The sequence below is a fragment of the Pseudomonas sp. c313 genome, from assembly GCF_055407145.1.
In genome coordinates this window covers 178,738-198,457 of the sequence record NZ_JBUZRD010000008.1, presented here as the reverse complement: position 1 = coordinate 198,457, position 19,720 = coordinate 178,738, and the positions used below count along the sequence as shown (strand labels likewise).

Genomic DNA, 19,720 nt, shown 5'->3' with positions numbered 1-19,720 from the left:
ACTTGCCCATGTCCGACTCAATGCCCAAGCGCGCCGATTACCGTCACTTCCAGCTGATCATTACCCGTTGGCACGACAACGATGTGTATGGCCATGTGAATAATGTCACCTACTACAGCTTTTTCGACACGGCAGTGAATACCTACCTGATTGAGCAGGGCGGGCTGGATATCCATGACGGAGAAGTGGTGGGGTTTGTGGTGAGCTCGGCCTGCGATTACTTCGCCTCGATTGCCTTTCCCGACCGGATCGAGATTGGGTTACGGGTGGGCAAGTTGGGCAACAGTTCGGTGCAGTATGAGTTGGCGGTGTTCAAGGCCGGTGAGGACGAGGCCTGTGCGGCGGGGAGGTTTGTGCATGTGTTCGTGGATCGGGCGTCGAATCAGCCGGTGACGATCCCGCAAGCGCTGCGAGGTGCGTTACAGCGCTTGGTATTGTAGGAGCTAGCTTGCTCGCGAAAAACCTGAGAGCACAGCGGGGTGTCAGGTTTCCATCGTCATCGTTGACGATCATCGCGAGCAAGCTCGCTCCTACTGGGGGAAGGTCTTAGCGGTGACGGGAGTGATGCTTGTTCTTGCGATGCCCATACGCATGACCACGGCCACGATGATCATCGCGGTCATAGCGACGGTTGTCGCGACCGCGGTAACCGCGGTCGTCGTCATCGCTCTTGTTACCCATGTAGTTGCCCAGCGCGCCACCGGCGCCACCGCCTGCGGCCGCGCCGATCAGGCTGCCAGTGCTGCCGCCGACACTGCGGCCGACCACGTTGCCGCCGGCTGCGCCTAGTGCGCCGCCAATGGCTGCTTCGCCACGGCTGCGTTTGTCTGCGCCAACCGCGCTGCCGCCTGCGCCGCCGAGGGCCGCACCGATTGCCGAACCGGTGTTACCACCCAACTGCTGGCCAACAACCGAACCGAGTACCCCGCCCAATGCGCCGCCCACACCGGCTTCGGTGGTGCCACCGGCCATGGCTGCGCCACTGACCAGGCCAAGGGACAACAAGAGAATCGAGGAGAACTTCATAGGGGAACCTCAAGAGGATGACGGCGCGATCCTGAGGCCGTCTCGGGCTGGTGACAATGGGTATCCGACCAATGACACGAGTTGTATACAATAATCTAACTTACTGTTTTATATGGGGAACTTAAGTCAATTTTGTGAGTCTGTAGTTACTTCGGAACGGCCGCTTTTATGTAAAAGCGGCCTTTTTTATGCCCAAAATTCGGGTTGCTTGAGGGCGACGCTGCTGCCCACGTAGCCTCGCTAAAGCTCGACCACTGCGGGGGAGTTGCCGCCGCTTGCCACATTGCCTTACGCGGATTTGGCCATGATCAACCCTGTCGCACTGGCCGCTTCCAGCCGAATCGCCACAAACTTCGACGTCGGCGTATGGCTGCCATCCCCGGTGCTTTCCAGCGGCACCAGCGGGTTTACTTCCGGGTAGTAAGCCGCCGCCTGCCCAGCGGGAATATCAAATGCCAGCAGGGTGAAACCCTTGACCCGACGTTCACGACCGTCATCCCAGATCGACACGATATCGGCCTTCTGCCCTGGCTTGAAGCCCAGGCGGATGATGTCGGCTTCGTTGACGAACAGCACGTCACGCTGGCCCTTCACTCCACGATAACGGTCATCAAGGCCATAGATAGTGGTGTTGTACTGATCGTGGGAGCGCATCGACTGCATGATCAGGTCCGGCAACTGCCCGGTGGCGCGGGTGCGTTCGTGCACCAGGTCCTTGGGCAGGATGTTCGCGCGAAAGTTGGCGCGACCTGATGGCGTGTTCCAGCGACGGGCGCCGGCGCTGTTGCCCAGGTAGAAGCCGCCTGGGTTTTTCACTCGCTCGTTGAAGTCCTTGAAGCCAGGGATGGTGTCGGCAATCAGGTCGCGGATGCGGCTGTAATCGGCCACCAGCCAGTTCCAGTCCACCGGTTTGCTGCCCAGGGTAGCGGCGGCGATACCGGCGAGAATCGCCGGCTCCGAGCGCATCTGTTTGGACAGCGGCTGCAACTGGCCGTTGGAGGCGTGGACCATGCTGAACGAGTCTTCCACCGTCACCGCCTGCGGGCCATCGGCCTGGATGTCGATGTCGGTGCGGCCGTAGCACGGCAGGATCAGCGCTTCCTTACCGTGAGCCAAGTGGCTGCGGTTGAGTTTGGTACTGATCTGCACGGTCAGGTTGCAATTGCTCAGGGCCTGGAAGGTGCGCGGGCTGTCTGGCGTTGCTTGAGCGAAGTTGCCGCCCAGGCCGATAAATACTTTGGAGCGACCGTCGAGCATGGCGTGAATTGCTTCTACCACGTTGTGGCCGTTTTCACGGGGAACCTTGAACTGGAAGCGCCGTTCCAGGGAATCGAGGAACGCCACCGGTGGCCGTTCGTTGATGCCCATGGTGCGGTCGCCCTGCACGTTGCTGTGGCCGCGCACCGGGCACAGGCCCGCGCCTGGGCGGCCAATGTTGCCGCGCAGCATCATCAGGTTGGCGATTTCCTGGATGGTCGGCACCGAGTGGCGGTGCTGGGTGATGCCCATGGCCCAGCACATGATTACGTTCTTGCCTTTGGCGTACATGCGCGCCGCTTGCTCGATCTCCACCAGGGTCAGGCCGGATTGCTCGACGATTTCCTCCCAAGAGGTATCGTCGATGCGCCCCAGGTATTCGAGGATGTTGGCCGTGTGTTCGTTGAGAAAGTCGTGGTCGAACACCGCTTCCTTGCCTTCGGCCTGGGCCTGGCGCTCCCACAGCAGCAGGAACTTGGCCATGCCTCGCAGGATCGCCATGTCGCCGCCCAGCGCCGGACGGAAATACGCGGTGTTGGTCGGCTTGTCGCCGTTGGTAAGCATTTCCAGCGGGTGTTGTGGGTTTTGGAAACGTTCCAGGCCGCGCTCTTTGAGCGGGTTGATGCACACCACCTGGGCGCCGCGCTTCACCGCTTCACGCAGTGGCTCCAGCATCCGCGGATGGTTGGTGCCAGGGTTCTGGCCGAGGACGAAAATTGCATCGGCATGTTCGAAGTCGTCGAAGGTCACGGTGCCTTTGCCGACGCCCACACTTTGCGCCAGGGCCACACCGCTGGCCTCGTGGCACATGTTCGAACAATCCGGGAAATTGTTGGTGCCATAGGCGCGCACGAACAGCTGGTACAAATAAGCCGCCTCGTTGCTGGCCCGGCCCGAGGTGTAGAACTCGGCCATGTCCGGGCTTGGCAGCGCCTGCAGGTGCTTGCCGATCAGGTCGAAGGCCGACTCCCAACTGATGGGTTTGTAACGGTCGGTCTCGGCGTCATAGCTCATCGGCTCGGTCAGGCGGCCCTGATATTCCAGCCAGTAGTCACTCTGTTCCAGCAGCGAGCTGACGCTGTGCTTGGCGAAGAACGCGCTGTCGACCCGGCGCTTGGTGGCTTCCCAGTTGACCGCCTTGGCGCCGTTTTCGCAGAATTTGACCATGCCGCTTTCCGGCGAGTCACCCCATGCGCAGCCAGGGCAGTCGAAGCCGCCGTTCTGGTTGGTCTTGAGCATCATGCGCAGGTTTTTCAGCGCGTTGTCACTGGTCAACCAGGCCTGTGCCACGCTGATCAATGCGCCCCAGCCGCCGGCCGGGCCTTTGTAAGGCTTGTAGCGCGGGGTTGGGGGCTTGTCGGCTTGATGATGAGTGCTCACGCTTGATTCTCCATCGCAGGGCTGTAGACCCGCGGCGCACTTTTCTGCGGCAGGTGGATGAGATTGAGGTTGTGCCGGCGGGCCCATTGCAGGGCCAGGCCGGTGGGCGACGATAGGCTGACCAGGGTCTGGATGCCGGCGCGCAGGACTTTCTGGATCAGTTCGAGGCTGCAGCGGCTGGTGACAATCGCCACGCCGCCGTCGGTCGAGATGTTCTGGCGGATCAGCGCGCCGATCAGTTTATCCAGCGCGTTATGTCGGCCGATGTCCTCACGACCCAGCAGCAATTCGCCCTGGCCGTTCATGAACACCGCCGCATGCACCGCGCCGCTGTATTGGCCCAGGGGCTGGAAGGCGCTGATGCGCTGGCGCAGGCCGTCGAGCCATGCGGCAGGCGGCAAGGGCGCGCCGGGCAGCACCTTGAGGTCTGGCAGCGCCTGCTCCACCGCTTCCACGCCACACAGGCCGCAGCCGCTGGTACCGGCCAGTTGCCGGCGTTGCTGCTTGAGGTTCCAGAAGGCGCGGCTGGAAATCTGTACCTGGGCGTACTGGGCCGAGCCTGCGCCGCTGAGTTTCAGGTCATAAATATCGCTGACGTCGGCAATGATGCCGCTACCCAGGCTGAAGCCAACAATAAAGTCTTCAAGGTCGGTGGGTGTAACCAGCATGACCGCCTGGCTGATGTCGTTGTAGGCAATCGCCAGCGCGACTTCCTCGGCCAAGGCGGTGCTGGCTGATTCGGTGTGTTCGAGATTGCTGTATTGATAGCTCTGGCTGGCGGCGGGCGCTGGCATTTTGAGAGCGGGCGCCGCGCAGGCTTGGCGCTTGGCGTTCATGGGTCATACCTGCGGACTGTTCAGTACTAAGACTAGGCGCGACAAAGAGTCGCGTCTAATCGTCAGTACTGATCTACCGATAGATGACGTCGATCAGGGTTCCAGCAGCGATTTCTGGTAAAGCGCGAAACAGGCTTCCGCCAGCGCGGAGCGTGGGGCGCTGCGGCGCATGATCAGGCCCAGGTTCGCCAGGGTATGGGCATTTTCAATGGGTTGCAGGCGCAGATGCTCAGTCAAGGCGTCCAGGCCTCCGTCCAGTGGCATCACCGCGCAACACAAGCCGCCGTGTACCGCTTGCAGCAACTGATGGACAGCATCGGTTTGCAGCAGCGGTTGTGGCGTGAGGCCACGGCTGTGGAAGTTGTGGTCTATGGATTGGCGAAAATGCATGCCGCTGGTGAGCATGCCCAGGGGCAATTCGATCAGCGATTCCCAGCTCAGGGGTTTTTCACCGAAGCTGAAGAAACGCTGGTCGTAAAGCAGGCCCATGCGTGTTTCGCCCAAGGCCAGGGAGTCGAAGCGTTCGCTGTCCAGGCGTTCCAGGTACGACACGCCGAGGTCCAGGCGATTGCTCGCCAAGTGTTCGAGGATCTGTTCCGAACTCAAGGCCGACAGTTCAAAGCGTAGGCTGGGGTGTTGTTTGTGCAGCTGTTGCATCAGGGCCAAGGGATCGAAACTCGACAATGGCACCACGCCCAGGCGTAGCGTGCCTACCAGGTTGCCACGGCAGGCAGCCGCTTCGGCCTGCAAGCCGTCATAGGCCGCCAGCACTGTGCGCGCCCAGGCCAGCACGCGCTCACCGGGGGCGGTAAAGCCTTCGAAGCGCTGGCCGCGATTGACCAGTGGCAGCTGTAACTCTTCTTCCAGGCTGCGCAGGCGCATCGACAACGTGGGCTGGGTAATGTGGCAGCGCGCGGCCGCCTGGCCGAAGTGACGGGTTTCGTCGAGGGCGATGAGGAATTTCAGTTGTTTGATGTCCATCTTCGCTCCAGTGCTTATTCCAATGGCTGGGGGATTCTAGCGCGTTTGGGTCATTGGTCGGACTGGAACCAAGGTCTGTAAGACTGGTCTAGTCTTGGGCATCTGGAAATCAAAACCCAAGGAGAGCGCACCATGAGTATTTTTAGCTTTGTTAAAGAAGCAGGCGAGAAGTTGATTGATCTGTTGACGCCGGGTAATGCGAACGCGAGTGAGCAGTTGAAAGACCACGTCGCCAAAGTTGGTCTGGGGAGTCCGAATGTGCAGACCACGGTTGATGGTGACAAGGTGACCGTAACGGGTGAAGTCGCCAGTCAGGAAGAGAAAGAAAAGATCCTGTTGGCGCTGGGCAATATTGCCGGTGTGGCCAGTGTGGATGACCAGATCACTGTTTCTGGTCGGGTAGTTGCTGCGGCCCGCTTTGTTGTGGTGAAAAAGGGCGACACGCTGAGCGCGATCTCCTTGGCAGTGTATGGCAACGCCAACCAGTACAACAAAATCTTCGAGGCCAACAAGCCGCTGCTGTCCCATCCGGACAAAATCTATCCTGGGCAGACGCTGCGTATTCCTGAGTAAGCAGTACCCCTGTAAGAGCGAGCTTGCTCGCGAAGGTCGTCAACGATAACGCGGGAAGCCTGACGCCCCGCTTCGTTCTCGGGTTCTTCGCGAGCAAGCTCGCTCCTACAGTTACAGTCCGACAATCAACTCCCGATAATCCCCCACCGCCGCAAACTCCGCCGTGTCTTTAGGCCCCTTCCGGCTGTCCGGCTCTTTCACTGCCAGCAAATACCCCACTCCAAAATCCCGAGCGCTGCGCAGGATCGGCAAGGTGTCGTCGATAAACAGGCTACGGGCCGGGTCGAAGGCGATGTCTGCTTGCAGGGCGTCCCAGAACTGCGGGTTTTCCTTGGCGAAACCATAGTCATGGGAACTGATCAGCCGTTCGAAATACGGCGCCAGCTCAATGCGTTCCAGTTTCAGCGACAGTGAGTCGCGGTGGGCGTTGGTGATCAGGATCACGCGTTTTCCGGCCTGTTTGATCGCTGCCAGAAAGGTGTCGGCATCCGGGCGCAGCGCGATCAGATGGGCGGTTTCCAGTTTGAGTTCGCGCACCGGGATGTTCAGCTCGGCGCTCCAGAAGTCCAGGCAATACCATTGCAACTGACCGGCGTTACGCTCGAACAACGGCTGCAGCTCCATCTCGGCCATGGCCCGGCTCACGCCATGCAGGTCGGCATAGCGCTGGGGCAGGTGCTCCATCCAGAAATGGTTGTCAAAATGCAGGTCCAGCAAGGTGCCGTCCATGTCCAGCAGGACGGTGTCGATGGCGTGCCAAGGCAATGGGGGCATGAAAAGCTCTCATGTAAGTAAAGACATCCGACACAGACAATCGGAAAAGCCACGGTATAGTAACCCGATCACGCCAAGGAGCCGCTTATGCGCCAGAAACCCACCGTCCTCGCCCGCGAAATCGTCGCCAGCAGCCGTTTGTTCCGCGTGGAGGAAGTGCAATTGCGCTTTTCCAATGGCGTGGAACGTACCTACGAGCGCCTGGTGGGCAAAGGCGCAGGGTATGGCGCGGTGATGATCGTGGCGATGATCGATTCTGACCATGCGCTGTTGATCGAAGAGTACTGCGGTGGCACCGACGAGTACGAATTGTCCTTGCCCAAGGGCCTGATCGAGCCGGGTGAAGACGTATTGGCAGCGGCGGACCGGGAGCTTAAGGAAGAAGCAGGTTTCGGCGCCCGTCAGTTGGAACACCTGACAGAACTGTCGCTGTCTCCCGGCTACATGAGCCAGAAAATCCAGGTAGTGCTGGCCACTGACCTGTATGAAGAGCGCCTGGAAGGCGACGAACCCGAGCCGATGCGCGTGGAGCGGGTTAACCTGCGCGAGCTCTCACAGTTGGCGCAAAACGAGCAGTTCAGCGAAGGCCGTGCCCTGGCCGCGCTCTATCTGGTGCGAGACCTGTTGACCCAACGAGGAGCGTTCCAGCCATGAGCGAACTGTTCCTGGGTCACCCGCTTATTGCTCCTGTGATTGAATTGGCCCGCCAGGCGGGTGAAGTGATCCTGCCGTATTGGCGTGCCGATGTAGCCGTGACCAACAAGTCCGATGATTCACCGGTGACCGCCGCTGATCTTGCCGCTCACCATCTGATTCTCGCTGGGCTGACCGCGCTGGACCCGAGCATTCCAGTGCTCTCGGAGGAAGACGCCGACATCGATCAAAGCGTACGTGCCGGTTGGCAGCGCTGGTGGCTGGTGGACCCGTTGGATGGCACCAAGGAGTTCATCAGCGGCAGTGAAGAATTTACCGTCAATATCGCCTTGATCGAACAAGGCCGGGTGGTGTTTGGCGTGGTGTCGATTCCCACCAGCGGCCGTTGTTATTTCGGTGGTGCCCGCCTTGGGGCCTGGCGCTCTGATGTGAATGAAGCGCCCAAGCAGATTCAGGTACGCCAGATGCCTGCGGCGGGTGAGGCGTTTACCGTGGTTGCCAGCCGCCGCCACTCCAGTCCCGAGCAAGAGCGCTTGCTGGCTGGATTGAGCGAAGGACTGGGGGAGTTGAAGCTGGCCAATATCGGCAGCTCGCTGAAGTTTTGCCTGTTGGCCGAGGGCTCCGCTGATTGCTACCCGCGCCTGGCACCGACCTCGCAATGGGACACCGCTGCCGCCCAGGGCGTGCTGGAGGGGGCGGGTGGTGAAGTGCTGGAGTTGAATGGCCAGCCGTTCAGTTATCCAGCGCGGGAATCGCTACTGAACCCGTTTTTTTTGGCGTTGCCGGCGAAGGCCGCGTGGCGCGAGCGGCTGTTGACCCTGGCTAGCCTATAGCAAGCTTGCTCCTACAAGCGCCGTTGTGTGGCAAGCCTGCGTTTAGCGGTGAAGGACATATTGGCCAGTGAAGGCGACGGCACGTTCTTCACTGCCGTCATTCACAATCCACGTCTCCAGCGCCAATCGCGCCCGCCCATACCGCCGATACGTCGCCACAAAACGCTTCCACACCTTTTCCTCCGGCGCTTGGCAAATCACCGTCGCATCCCGAGTGACGGGCAACGGATAACTGATCTGCCCTTCCTGAATCACGATGTGCCCGTCCTCGATCCCTTCCTCACGCAATTGCAGGTGCAGCCAACCCCAGCCCGCCAGCACGGCACCGCAGTAGAGACTGCCGCCGAACATGGTGCTTTTGTGGTTGATATTGGCCTGTAACGGCAAGTGCAGTTGCAGTTGCCGGTCCTGCCAGCCGAGCACCTTGAGGCCCATCTCCCGCGTAAGGGGAATGTCGTGGTGGAGGATCGATTCGAGGTAACGGCTATCGCGACTCATGGGTGCCTCTTGGCAAAGTGAAGGTCATTCGTCGTCCGCACTGCTGTTGCCGCTGTCGGCGAAGTTCAGCCCGTGCTTGCGCAGTTTGTCGTGCAGGGTTTTGCGCGGCACGCCAAGGGCCTCGGCGAGGCTGCGCATGGAACTGTGGGGACGGGCCAGTTCGGCGCAGATCAGGCTTTTCTCGAAGTGTTCGACTTGCTCACTCAGGCCACCGGTCGCGATCGCAATGCCCGCCGCCGGGCCGTCCGGCGTATTGTCCAGCGCCAGCTCCAGGCCCAGGGCGAAGCGTTCGGCGGCATTTTGCAGCTCCCGTACATTGCCCGGCCAACTGTGGCGCAGCAGCAAGGCGCGCTGGCCCGGTTGCAACTCATGCAGCGGCAGGCCATGGCGAGTGCTGGCCTCGTCGGCGAAGTGCTGGAATAGCATTAACGCATCTTCGCCGCGCTCGCGCAGGGGCGGAATGCGCAGCGACGCGACGTTGAGGCGATAGTACAAGTCGGCCCGAAAGCGCCCCTGATCGGCCGACTGGCGCAGGTCTTCCTTGGTGGCGGCGATGATGCGGATATCCAGCGGGATCAGTTGATTGCCCCCCAGGCGCTCCACCACCCGTTCCTGCAACAGCCGCAGCAGTTTGACCTGCACGTCCAGGCTCATGCTTTCGATTTCATCGAGAAATAGCGTGCCACCATTGGCAAATTCGAACTTGCCGATTCGTCGTTTTTGCGCACCAGTGAACGCGCCTGGTTCATGACCAAACAACTCACTTTCCACCACCGACTCGGCCAGGGCGCCAGCGTTTATCGCTACAAACGGACCAGCACGGCGGTTCGACAGATCGTGCAGGGCGCGGGCTACCACTTCCTTGCCGGCGCCGGTTTCGCCAAGGATCAGCACGTCGGCCTTGGTCGCCGCCAGCGCCCCGATCTGTTCGCGCAGGCGCAGCATCGGTGCCGATTGCCCGACCAGTCGCGTGCTCAGTTGCTGGCGATCGCTCAGGGCCAGACGCAGGCTGCGGTTGTCCAGCACCAGCCGGCGCAAGGCCAGGGCGCGGCGCACGCTGTCGAGCAGGGCGTCGCTGGCGAAGGGTTTTTCGAGGAAATCGTAGGCGCCGGCACGCATGGCCTGAACCGCCAGCGGCACGTCGCCGTGGCCGGTGATCAGCAGCACCGGCAACTCAGGGTCCTGGCCGTGAAGTTCGGCCAGCAGCTCAAGACCGTCCATGCCTGGCATGCGGATATCACTGACCACCACTCCCGGCCAATCTCGGGACAAGCGTGGGGTCAGGCCCGTGGCTTCGCCAAGGGGCAGGACTTTCAGCCCGGCCAGGTCCAGGGTCTGGCACAGGGCCTGACGCAGATGCGGATCGTCGTCGATCAACACCACCTGAATCTGGTTATCGATACTCATACACTGCGGTCCTCGGACGGTTGCAAACTGACGCCAGGTGCTCCGGCGCGCAGTTTCAAGGTTAACAGTGCGCCACCTTCGCGGTGGTTGGCGAACAGCAGTTCACCGCCAAAGGCGCGCATCAGCGTGTCACAGATCGCCAGGCCCAACCCCAGGCCCTGGGTGCGGGTCTTGGTGGTGTAGAAGGGCTCGCTGGCGCGGCCCAGGGCTTCCATGCAGAACCCCGGGCCGTTGTCGCGAATGTACAGGTTGACGCCCTGTTCGGTGGATTGGGCACTCAACCACAATTTTCGCGGCGGACCTTTTTCGGTCAGCGCATCCAGGGCGTTGGCCAGCAGGTTGCCCAGCACCTGGCGCAGCCGTGTTTCCCCAGCCTCCACCCACAAGGTCGCCTCCGGCAAGTCGCGGATCAACTCGACTTCCATGGTTCGCCTGCGTTTGGCTAGCAGCGCCAGGGCGTCATCCAGGGCCGGTTGCAGGGCCACGCTTTCCGGTGCATGGCGGTCACGTCGAGCAAAGGCACGAAGATGGGCGATGATCGAGGCCATGCGCCCGGTCAGTTCGCTGATCAGCTTGAGGTTGTCTCGGGCATCGTCGGTGCGTTGATGGTCGAGGAGGATTTCGGCATTTTCCGCATAGCTGCGAATGGCCGCCAGCGGTTGGTTGAGTTCATGGCTGATGCTTGCCGACATGGTGCCCAGCGCTGACAGTTTGCCGGCCTGCACCAGGTCATCCTGGGCGCGCACCAGTTCCTGCTGCGCGTGCTCACGCTCCAGCACTTCCTGTTTGAGCCGTCGGTTGAGGCCTTCCAGGTCGCTGGTGCGCTCGATCACGCGCATTTCCAGTTCGCGGCGGGCCTTGGCTTCGAAGGCAATGCGTTCCAGGTAGTGGCGACGGCGCTGCATCATCAGGCCGAGCAAGAGCATCAGCACCAGCAACGCCGCGCCCCCGACCGCAACGACAGTACGCACCGGACGGTCGATCAATGTGCGTGGGGCGAGGATTTCAACGTTCCAGCCGGTTTCGGCGATTGCCGTGGATTGCCGCAGCCAGGCATTGGGATTGAGGTTCAGTGGCTGCGGGTCACGGGTCGGATAGGGCTGGATGGCGATGATGGCTTGGCGCTCCGCATCGGTCAGCGGCCGGGTAGCACGAAAGCGCCATTGTGGGCGCGAGGTGAGAATTACCACGCCGTTGTGGTCGGTCACCAGCAATTGCTCCGGGGTCTTGCCCCAGAGGCTTTCGGTGTGGTCCAGGTCGACCTTGACCACCAGCACGCCGATGATGGTTTCACCGTCGCGCACAGCAGCAGCGAAGAAGTAGCCGCGCTTGGCCGAGGTGGTGCCCAGGCCGAAGAAACGGCCCATGCGCCCAGCCATGGCTTCGCTGAAGTAGGGGCGAAAGGAGAAGTTGCGACCGACGAAGCTGTCTTGCTTGTCCCAGTTCGACGCGGCCAGGGTCTTGCCGGTGGTGTCCATCAGGTACATCACTTCCACCCCGGCCTGGGCGGCGACGTCCTTGAGCAGCAGGTTGGCGCTGACCAGGTTGGTGCTGACGTGGGGCGCGTCGAGGGCAGTACGCAGGGCTGGCAAGTCGCCAAGGATCTGCGGTAACACTTCGTAGCGGTGCAGGGTGCCCAGCAGGTTGGCGACGTACAGGTCGAGGGTCTGACGGTTCTGCCCGGCCAATTCGCTACGATAGTAGCGCTCGGCCAAGTGCTCCAGCGGCCACAGTAGCGGCGCCAGGCATAGCGCCAGCAAGGCCAGGCTACGCCAGCGGGGTCTTCGCGCAAGGGGTGGGGTCATGGGAGTCGGGCGCCTGGGGGTACAGGCGCATTATGCCTAGTGCTGCCCGGCAAGACACTCGCGCAATGCGTCGTGCCATTGTGGTTGCGAGACTTGCCATTGTTGCTGTAGACGGCTGCAATCGAGGCGCGAGTTCAAGGGGCGCTTTGCCGGCGTTGGATAGGCGCTGGAGGGAATTGCTTCCAACTTGGCGCAGGCCTTGCCTTCGGCCAGCAATTGCTCACCAATGGCCTGGGCAAAACCGAACCAGGAGGTCTCGCCCTGGGCGGTCAGGTGATAGGTGCCCCATTTGCCTGCCTGGCCTGCCTGCCAGTGCTCGATCAAGGCGCGGGTACTGTTGGCGATGCTCCCGGCCCAGGTCGGCGCGCCGATCTGGTCGGCGACGATGCGCATATGCGGTTTTTCCTGCAGCAGGCGTTGCATGGTCAACAGGAAATTTTTGCCGTGGGTCGAGTAGACCCAACTGGTGCGCAGGATCAGGTGCTCACCGCCCACGGCCGCGATGGCCTGTTCGCCGGCCAGCTTGCTCTTGCCGTAGACGCCGAGCGGGTTTGGCGCGTCGTCTTCGGTATAGGGCGCAGTTTTGCTGCCGTCAAATACGTAGTCGGTGGAGTAGTGGATCAGCGGGATGCCCAGGGCCTTGGCCTCTTCGGCGAAGATGCCTGGCGCCGTGGCGTTGATCGCAAAGGCGACATCCGGCTCGTTTTCGGCCTGGTCGACGGCGGTATGGGCTGCGGCGTTAATGATTAACCCAGGGCGATGGGCTTGCACCTGTTGGCGAATTTGCTCGGGGTACGTCAGGTCGAGCTGGTCGCGGCCCAGGATCACCAATTCGCCCAGGCCCTTGAGCCGCTGTTGCAGCTCTTGGGAAACCTGGCCGTGTTGGCCGCTGATGAGGATTTTCAGGGGGGGGTTCATGGGAACAGATCAGCCTCTTGCAGGCTTTTGCCGTTCTGGTCCTTGGCGGACAGCTGTGGCGGTTCCGTCAGTTCCCAATCGATGGCCAGCGTCGCGTCATTCCAGAGAATGCTGCGCTCGGCGCTGGGCTGGTAGTAGTCGGTGGTTTTGTAGAGGAACTCGGCGAATTCACTCAACACCACGAAACCATGGGCAAAACCTTCTGGTACCCACAGCTGGCGATGGTTCTGTGCTGACAGGCGCACGCTGACCCACTGCCCGAAGTTGGGCGAACTGCGGCGAATGTCGACGGCCACGTCCAGCACTTCTCCGGCGGTGACGCGCACCAGTTTGCCCTGGGTGTGTTCGAGCTGGTAATGCAGGCCGCGCAACACGCCTTTTTGCGAGCGCGAGTGGTTATCCTGGACGAAGTCGCGTTTCAGCCCAGAGGCCTCTTCGAAGGCCCGGGCGTTGAAGCTTTCGTAGAAGAAGCCGCGTTCATCACCAAATACCTTAGGTTCGATGATCAGCACGCCAGGCAATGTCGTTTCAGTGACTTTCATTGCGCTTCCCTGGCAATCATGAACAGGTATTGGCCGTAGCCGGTCTTGCCAAAATATTTGGCCCGTTCCAGCAAATGATCACGATCAATCCAACCATTTTGGTAAGCAATCTCTTCCAGGCAGGCCACTTTCAGCCCTTGGCGGTGCTCAATGGTCTGCACATAAGTCGAGGCTTCCAACAGGCTGTCATGGGTGCCGGTATCGAGCCAGGCGAATCCACGCCCAAAGCGCTCGACATGCAGGTCGCCGCGCTTGAGGTAAGCATTGTTGATGTCGGTGATTTCCAGCTCGCCGCGCGGCGACGGCTTGACCGCCTTGGCGATCTTGATCACGTCATTATCGTAGAAATACAGGCCGGTTACCGCATAGCTCGATTTGGGCTTGGCCGGTTTTTCTTCGATGGACAGGGCGCGGCCCTCACTGTCGAAGTCGATCACGCCGAAGCGTTCCGGGTCCTTGACCCAGTAGCCAAACACGGTGGCGCCGGATGGGCGTTCAGCAGCAGTGCGTAGTTGGTCGCCGAAATGTTGGCCGTGGAAGACGTTATCGCCCAGGATCAGGCACACCGGGTCTTCGCCGATAAACTCCTCACCAATCAGGAATGCCTGGGCCAGGCCATCGGGGGAGGGTTGTTCGGCATAGGTAAAGCGCACGCCGAATTGGCTGCCATCTCCCAGCAGGTTGCGGTATTGCGGCAGATCCACCGGAGTGGAAATCACCAGGATATCCTTGATCCCGGCCAGCATCAGCACCGAGATTGGGTAGTAGATCATCGGCTTGTCGTACACCGGCAACAGCTGCTTGGAAACGCCCAGGGTAATGGGGTGCAAACGGGTACCGGAGCCACCGGCCAATACAATTCCCTTCATCATGCAATCAGGTCCTTCATGTCGGTGGAGCCAAGTCGTTGACCTTGATAACTGCCGTCCTGGACCCTGCGGCACCATTCCAGGTTATCGAGGTACCACTGCACGGTTTTGCGCAGGCCGGTTTCAAAGGTTTCTTCAGGCACCCAGCCCAGTTCTCGCTCGATCTTGCTGGCGTCGATGGCGTAGCGCTGGTCGTGGCCTGGGCGATCCTTGACGAAGGTGATCAGGTCGGTAAATTGCGCAACACCGGCTGGGCGCTGTGGCGCGAGCTCTTCCAGCAGGGCGCAGATGCTGCGGACCACGTCGATATTCTTTTGCTCGTTGTGGCCGCCGATGTTGTAGGTCTCGCCTACGACGCCTTCGGTGACGACTTTAAGCAGTGCGCGGGCGTGATCTTCGACAAACAGCCAGTCGCGCACTTGCAGGCCATCGCCGTACACCGGCAGTGGCTTGCCGGCCAGGGCATTGAGGATCACCAGCGGGATCAGCTTCTCGGGGAAGTGGAACGGCCCGTAATTGTTCGAACAATTGGTCAGTAGCACCGGCAGGCCATAGGTGCGCTGCCAGGCGCGCACCAGGTGGTCGGACGCGGCCTTGCTGGCGGAATACGGCGAGCTTGGCGCGTAGGGCGTGGTCTCGGTGAACAGGTCATCGACGCCGTGCAGGTCGCCATACACCTCATCGGTGGAAATGTGGTGGAAGCGCAAGGCGCTCTTTTCAGGCTCCGCCAGCGTCTGCCAATAGGCGCGGGTGGCCTCCAGCAGGCTGTAGGTGCCGACTATATTGGTCTGGATGAAATCCGAAGGGCCGTCGATGGAGCGGTCGACATGGGATTCGGCCGCCAGGTGCATGATCGCCTGGGGCTCGAAGCGCGCCAAGATTGCGCTGACGGCGGCCTGGTCGATGATATCTGCCTGGACGAACTCATAGCGGGTATTGGTCGCGATGCTGGTCAGCGACTCAAGGTTGCCGGCGTAGGTCAGCTTGTCGAGGTTGAGCACTTCATGCTCGGTGTGTTGAATCAAATGACGGATTAGTGCGGAGCCAATAAAACCTGCACCACCAGTGACAAGAATGCGCATGTCGAGAGGCCTTTTCCTTAGACGGACATTGAGCGAATGGTGCATAGCTTGCGGGCATGCGGGGAGCGGTGCAAGGGGCGGTGGTCAGATTGGAGGGCGCCGGGATTCATTTTTCGCAAGACCAAGCTCTCCTGTATCGATCTTCACCATGGGTTACGGTTACGCAAAAATGGTTGGTTATCGAAGACAACAGCATTGAATGAGACATTTCATGCAGCTTCGGGGGTTGCTTAACACCCACCAACAGTGGCGATATAAGCGCCTGATAAAACACCAAGGGGTCGTCACATGCTGCTCGCCACGTTGATTCACCGCGCCAGTCTGCCGTGCCCACAGGTCGGCCCTGAGCAGGCGTTGCAATGGCTTGAGCAGCATTACGGCCTCACCGGCACGTTGCAGTCCCTGGGCAGCCAGCAAGACCTCAACTACCGGGTCGACAGTGATCGCGGCCGGTTTGTCCTGAAAATCTGTCGGGGCGACTATGCCGCTGTTGAGTTGCAGGCGCAGCACGCTGCTCTTCAGCACCTGCAGGAACACGCGGATGTGCGGGTGCCGAGGGTGATTGCCGCCCTCAATGGCGAAGAGTTGCTGACGGAAACGGTCGACGGGCAAACCGTGCGTCTGCGGCTGCTGGATTATATCGACGGCCAGCCGCTGACCCATCTACCCCATCTGGGCCGTGACGTGATCGCCGGATTTGGCCAGCTTTGCGGGCGCATGAGCCAGGCGTTGGCCGGCTTCGAGCATCCGGGCCTTGCGCGCACCCTGCAATGGGACCCGCGCCATGCCCATGAACTGATTACCTATCTGTTGTCGACCCTGGAAAACCTGCCGCAGCGTGCGGCCCTTGAGCAAGTGGCAGAGCAGGTTGAACGGCGGGTGCGACCCTTGGCCGATGGCCTGCCCCAGCAAGCGGTGCACATGGACATCACCGATGACAATGTGGTCTGGCATCGGGATGAGCAGCGCCACTGGCAGATCCAGGGCGTCATCGATTTCGGCGACCTGGTGCGCACCTGGCGCATCGCCGACCTGTCGGTGACGTGCGCCGCATTGCTGCATCACGCCGAGGGTGATCCGTTTGCCATCCTGCCGGCGATTCACGCCTGTCATGCCATCACGCCCTTGCAGCCGCAAGAGTTGCAGGTGTTGTGGCCGCTGATTGTTGCCCGTGCGGCGGTGCTGGTGCTCAGCAGTGAACAGCAGCAGCGCCTCGACCCGCAGAACCAGTACCTGCTGAAGAATGCCAAGCACGAGTGGGAGATTTTCCACGTTGCCACGTCCGTGCCTTTTGAACTGATGGATGCAGCGATCCTGACCTGCGTCGGTGGCGCCTTGCCGCCAATTGTCAGTGAGGGCTTCGCGCCGTTATTACCGGGGCTGGTGGGGCGTGAGTTCGCGCTGATTGACCTGGGCGTACTCAGCCCGCATTTCGAGGCGGGCAACTGGGAGTTGCCCGGTATTGATCGGCGACTGTTGCACGAGGCCGCGGTGGCTCATGGGCTGGCGGCCAGTCGTTATGGTCAATATCGGCTGTCCCGCACCTGTGCTGACAGTTCTGCTGAGCCAGACACCTTCCCGATCCACGTAGAGCTATGGGTGCCAGACGGCACCACCGTGGAATCACCGTTCGCCGGCACCCTGCACTATGCCGCCGATGGCAGGCTGTCGCTGCACAGTGCTCAATTGACTGTTTGGCTGTGGGGCGTGAAAGCCTTATTGCAGCCTGGCGCAGCGGTGCTCAAGGGCCAGGTGCTCGGCGAGGCTGGCGGGCCGTTGACGGTGCAAGTGTGTCGCGCCGATCTTGAGGCGCCGCTGTTCTGCTCACCGTCACGGGCGCAGGCGTGGCAGGCGTTGTGCCCTTCGCCAGCGGCGCTGCTGGGGCTGGCCTGTGACGCCGAGCCGGAGCTGGACTCCGACGCCTTGCTGGCCCGGCGCGACGCCAGTTTCGCTCGTTCGCAGAAGCATTATTACGTCGACCCGCCGCGTATCGAGCGCGGCTGGCGCAATCATCTGATCGACATGCAGGGCCGTTCCTACCTGGACATGCTCAATAACGTCGCAGTGCTGGGCCATGGTCATCCGCGCATGGCGCAAGTGGCGGCGCGGCAATGGTCGCTGCTCAACACCAATTCACGCTTTCACTACGCAGCGATTGCCGAGTTTTCCGAGCGTTTGCTGGCGCTGGCGCCGGATTCCATGGACCGGGTATTTCTGGTCAACAGCGGCACCGAGGCCAATGACCTGGCGATCCGCCTGGCTTGGGCCTACAGCGGCGGGCGCGACATGCTCAGCGTGCTGGAGGCTTATCACGGCTGGTCGGTGGCCGCTGATGCGGTGTCCACCTCGATTGCCGACAACCCCCTGGCCCTGAGCAGCCGCCCGGACTGGGTGCACCCGGTGACCGCGCCGAACACTTATCGCGGCGAGTTTCGCGGCCAGGACAGCGCACCAGACTACGTGCGCAGCGTCGAACACAATCTGGCGAAAATCGCCGCCCACAAGCGCCAACTGGCGGGCTTTATTTGCGAACCGGTGTACGGCAATGCTGGCGGAATATCGCTGCCGCCGGGCTATCTGCAACAGGTATATGCCCTGGTCCGTGCCCAGGGTGGTGTGTGTATCGCCGATGAAGTGCAGGTGGGCTACGGGCGTATGGGCCATTTCTTCTGGGGGTTTGAAGAGCAGGGTGTGGTCCCGGACATCATCACCATGGCCAAGGGCATGGGCAACGGCCAACCCTTGGGCGCGGTGATCACCCGACGGGAAATCGCCGAGGCGTTGGAGGCCGAGGGGTACTTCTTTTCTTCCTCGGGCGGCAGTCCGGTCAGTTGCCGGATTGGCATGGCGGTGCTGGATGTCATGGAAGAAGAACAGCTGTGGGAAAACGCCCAAGTGGTGGGCGGGCATTTCAAGGCGCGGTTGGAAGCGTTGACTGAGCACCATCCCTTGGTGGGTGCGGTGCATGGTTCCGGGTTCTACTTGGGGCTGGAGTTGGTGCGTGATCGGCAGACCCTGGAGCCGGCCACCGAAGAAACCGCGTTGCTGTGTGATCGGCTGCGGGAGCTGGGGATATTCATGCAGCCGACCGGGGATTATCTGAACATCCTCAAGATCAAGCCGCCGATGGTCACCTCCAGGCGCAGTGTGGATTTCTTTGTCGACATGCTGTCGAAGGTGTTGGGTGAGGAGTTGTAAGGCGATCATTCACCCGGATAACCCGATTGTTATCGGTAATTTTAGGATTTTTTTCGATGAGTGGATCTATGGGTACTTCAAAAGCCGATTTTTATCCGCTATAAAGTCGCCCATGCCCCCGACGCTATACACTGGCGTCCAGCGTTCCCTTTTCTGTCATCGATCACTGCCACCCTGATCATTGACCACCGCCCAGGAGATGATTCATGAGCCGTATCGTTACCGTCGCCGCTACCCAGATGGCCTGTTCCTGGGACCTTGAAGCCAACATCGAGACCGCTGAAAAGCTGGTCCGTGAGGCTGCAGCCAAAGGCGCGCAGATCATCCTGATCCAGGAACTGTTCGAGAGCCCGTACTTCTGCCAGAAGCCCAACCCGGATTACCTGCAACTGGCGACCACTGTTGAAGACAACGTCGCCATCAAGCACTTCCAGAAAATCGCCAAGGAGTTGCAGGTGGTTCTGCCCATCAGCTTCTTCGAGCTGGCCGGCCGTGCGCGTTTCAACAGCATCGCGATCATCGATGCTGATGGCTCCAACCTCGGCACTTATCGTAAAAGCCACATCCCGGATGGCCCTGGCTACCACGAAAAGTACTACTTCAACCCCGGCGACACCGGTTTCAAAGTGTGGAACACCCGTTACGCAAAAATCGGCGTGGGCATCTGCTGGGACCAGTGGTTCCCGGAATGCGCCCGCAGCATGGCGTTGCAAGGCGCGGAAATCCTGTTCTACCCGACCGCCATCGGCAGCGAGCCACATGACAAGACCATCTCGTCCCGTGATCACTGGCAACGCGTGCAACAAGGCCATGCCGGCGCGAATCTGATGCCGCTGATCGCCAGCAACCGCATTGGCAACGAAGAGCAGGACGGCTACGACATCGACTTCTACGGCTCGTCGTTTATCGCCAACCAGTTCGGCGAAAAGGTTGAAGAACTCAACGAGACCGAAGAAGGCATCCTGGTGCACAGCTTTGACCTCGACGAACTGGAGCACATCCGCAGTGCCTGGGGTTCGTTCCGTGACCGCCGCCCGAACCTGTACGGCGCGCTGAAAACCCTCGACGGTTCCCTGGAGTCCTGACC

The 19,720-nt window shown here is 60.9% G+C and carries 18 protein-coding genes and 2 pseudogenes; 7 read left to right on the top strand and 13 right to left on the bottom strand.

The window, feature by feature from the left end; genetic code table 11:
• Nucleotides 1-8: 8 nt before the first annotated feature.
• Nucleotides 9-440, top strand: coding sequence for an acyl-CoA thioesterase (locus ACZRKZ_RS20975; RefSeq protein WP_463982619.1), 432 nt, complete (start codon nucleotides 9-11; stop codon nucleotides 438-440).
• Here ACZRKZ_RS20975 and ACZRKZ_RS20970 read toward each other — a convergent pair.
• From ACZRKZ_RS20970 to ACZRKZ_RS20950, 5 genes and pseudogenes are all read right to left on the bottom strand, one after another.
• Nucleotides 397-513: pseudogene (locus tag ACZRKZ_RS20970) on the bottom strand (outer membrane lipoprotein carrier protein LolA); the annotation flags it as partial. The gene ACZRKZ_RS20975 and the pseudogene ACZRKZ_RS20970 sit on opposite strands and share 44 nt — an antisense overlap.
• Nucleotides 514-546: 33 nt before the next feature.
• Complete coding sequence (locus ACZRKZ_RS20965; protein WP_463982618.1) at nucleotides 547-1,026, bottom strand: glycine zipper domain-containing protein; 480 nt, start codon at nucleotides 1,024-1,026, stop codon at nucleotides 547-549.
• 288 nt (nucleotides 1,027-1,314) lie between these two features.
• Nucleotides 1,315-3,663: an FdhF/YdeP family oxidoreductase gene (locus tag ACZRKZ_RS20960; RefSeq protein ID WP_463982617.1), complete on the bottom strand. Its 2,349-nt coding sequence runs from the start codon at nucleotides 3,661-3,663 to the stop codon at nucleotides 1,315-1,317.
• The gene (fdhD, locus tag ACZRKZ_RS20955; protein WP_463968939.1) at nucleotides 3,660-4,499 is read right to left on the bottom strand and encodes a formate dehydrogenase accessory sulfurtransferase FdhD; all 840 of its coding nucleotides are present in this window, start codon (nucleotides 4,497-4,499) and stop codon (nucleotides 3,660-3,662) included. The genes ACZRKZ_RS20960 and fdhD overlap by 4 nt, the downstream gene beginning before the upstream one ends.
• A gap of 93 nt (nucleotides 4,500-4,592) precedes the next feature.
• Complete coding sequence (locus tag ACZRKZ_RS20950; RefSeq protein WP_463982616.1) at nucleotides 4,593-5,480, bottom strand: LysR family transcriptional regulator; 888 nt, start codon at nucleotides 5,478-5,480, stop codon at nucleotides 4,593-4,595.
• A 132-nt stretch (nucleotides 5,481-5,612) separates the two neighbouring features.
• Between ACZRKZ_RS20950 and lysM the strand changes: the two genes are divergently transcribed.
• Nucleotides 5,613-6,053: a peptidoglycan-binding protein LysM gene (gene lysM / locus ACZRKZ_RS20945; RefSeq protein ID WP_463982615.1), complete on the top strand. Its 441-nt coding sequence runs from the start codon at nucleotides 5,613-5,615 to the stop codon at nucleotides 6,051-6,053.
• A gap of 23 nt (nucleotides 6,054-6,076) precedes the next feature.
• Nucleotides 6,077-6,166, top strand: a pseudogene (locus tag ACZRKZ_RS20940) (outer membrane lipoprotein carrier protein LolA); the annotation flags it as partial.
• Here the strand turns inward: ACZRKZ_RS20940 and yrfG are convergent.
• Complete coding sequence (gene yrfG / locus ACZRKZ_RS20935; RefSeq protein WP_350613900.1) at nucleotides 6,165-6,827, bottom strand: GMP/IMP nucleotidase; 663 nt, start codon at nucleotides 6,825-6,827, stop codon at nucleotides 6,165-6,167. The pseudogene ACZRKZ_RS20940 and the gene yrfG sit on opposite strands and share 2 nt — an antisense overlap.
• Before the next feature lie 87 nt (nucleotides 6,828-6,914).
• Between yrfG and nudE the strand changes: the two genes are divergently transcribed.
• A complete protein-coding gene (gene nudE / locus ACZRKZ_RS20930; RefSeq protein WP_463968943.1) occupies nucleotides 6,915-7,481 on the top strand; it encodes an ADP compounds hydrolase NudE in 567 nt (188 codons plus the stop codon).
• Nucleotides 7,478-8,314 (top strand): 3'(2'),5'-bisphosphate nucleotidase CysQ, encoded by an 837-nt coding sequence (gene cysQ, locus ACZRKZ_RS20925; protein ID WP_463968944.1) that lies wholly within the window; start codon nucleotides 7,478-7,480, stop codon nucleotides 8,312-8,314. The genes nudE and cysQ overlap by 4 nt, the downstream gene beginning before the upstream one ends.
• A 42-nt stretch (nucleotides 8,315-8,356) precedes the next feature.
• Here cysQ and ACZRKZ_RS20920 read toward each other — a convergent pair whose 3' ends face one another.
• From ACZRKZ_RS20920 to rfbB, 7 genes are read right to left on the bottom strand one after another with little or no spacing between them, the layout of a single operon-like run.
• Complete coding sequence (locus ACZRKZ_RS20920) at nucleotides 8,357-8,812, bottom strand: YiiD C-terminal domain-containing protein (RefSeq protein WP_463968945.1); 456 nt, start codon at nucleotides 8,810-8,812, stop codon at nucleotides 8,357-8,359.
• A 24-nt stretch (nucleotides 8,813-8,836) separates the two neighbouring features.
• Nucleotides 8,837-10,219 (bottom strand): sigma-54-dependent transcriptional regulator, encoded by a 1,383-nt coding sequence (locus tag ACZRKZ_RS20915; RefSeq protein WP_463982614.1) that lies wholly within the window; start codon nucleotides 10,217-10,219, stop codon nucleotides 8,837-8,839.
• Nucleotides 10,216-12,024, bottom strand: a complete 1,809-nt coding sequence (locus tag ACZRKZ_RS20910; protein ID WP_463982613.1) for a sensor histidine kinase — start codon at nucleotides 12,022-12,024, stop codon at nucleotides 10,216-10,218. The genes ACZRKZ_RS20915 and ACZRKZ_RS20910 overlap by 4 nt, the downstream gene beginning before the upstream one ends.
• Before the next feature lie 36 nt (nucleotides 12,025-12,060).
• On the bottom strand, nucleotides 12,061-12,942 hold the full coding sequence (gene rfbD / locus ACZRKZ_RS20905; RefSeq protein ID WP_463982612.1) for a dTDP-4-dehydrorhamnose reductase: 882 nt from the start codon (nucleotides 12,940-12,942) through the stop codon (nucleotides 12,061-12,063).
• Entirely contained in the window at nucleotides 12,939-13,484 is a 546-nt protein-coding gene (gene rfbC / locus ACZRKZ_RS20900; RefSeq protein WP_463982611.1) for a dTDP-4-dehydrorhamnose 3,5-epimerase, read from the bottom strand. The genes rfbD and rfbC overlap by 4 nt, the downstream gene beginning before the upstream one ends.
• Entirely contained in the window at nucleotides 13,481-14,356 is an 876-nt protein-coding gene (rfbA, locus tag ACZRKZ_RS20895) for a glucose-1-phosphate thymidylyltransferase RfbA (RefSeq protein WP_463982610.1), read from the bottom strand. The genes rfbC and rfbA overlap by 4 nt, the downstream gene beginning before the upstream one ends.
• On the bottom strand, nucleotides 14,353-15,435 hold the full coding sequence (gene rfbB / locus ACZRKZ_RS20890) for a dTDP-glucose 4,6-dehydratase (RefSeq protein WP_463982609.1): 1,083 nt from the start codon (nucleotides 15,433-15,435) through the stop codon (nucleotides 14,353-14,355). The genes rfbA and rfbB overlap by 4 nt, the downstream gene beginning before the upstream one ends.
• Before the next feature lie 288 nt (nucleotides 15,436-15,723).
• Between rfbB and ACZRKZ_RS20885 the strand changes: the two genes are divergently transcribed.
• Together ACZRKZ_RS20885 and aguB are read left to right on the top strand one after the other, a co-directional pair.
• On the top strand, nucleotides 15,724-18,633 hold the full coding sequence (locus tag ACZRKZ_RS20885) for an aminotransferase (RefSeq protein ID WP_463982608.1): 2,910 nt from the start codon (nucleotides 15,724-15,726) through the stop codon (nucleotides 18,631-18,633).
• Nucleotides 18,634-18,839: 206 nt separating this feature from the next.
• Entirely contained in the window at nucleotides 18,840-19,718 is an 879-nt protein-coding gene (aguB, locus tag ACZRKZ_RS20880; RefSeq protein WP_463982607.1) for an N-carbamoylputrescine amidase, read from the top strand.
• Nucleotides 19,719-19,720 lie beyond the last annotated feature (2 nt).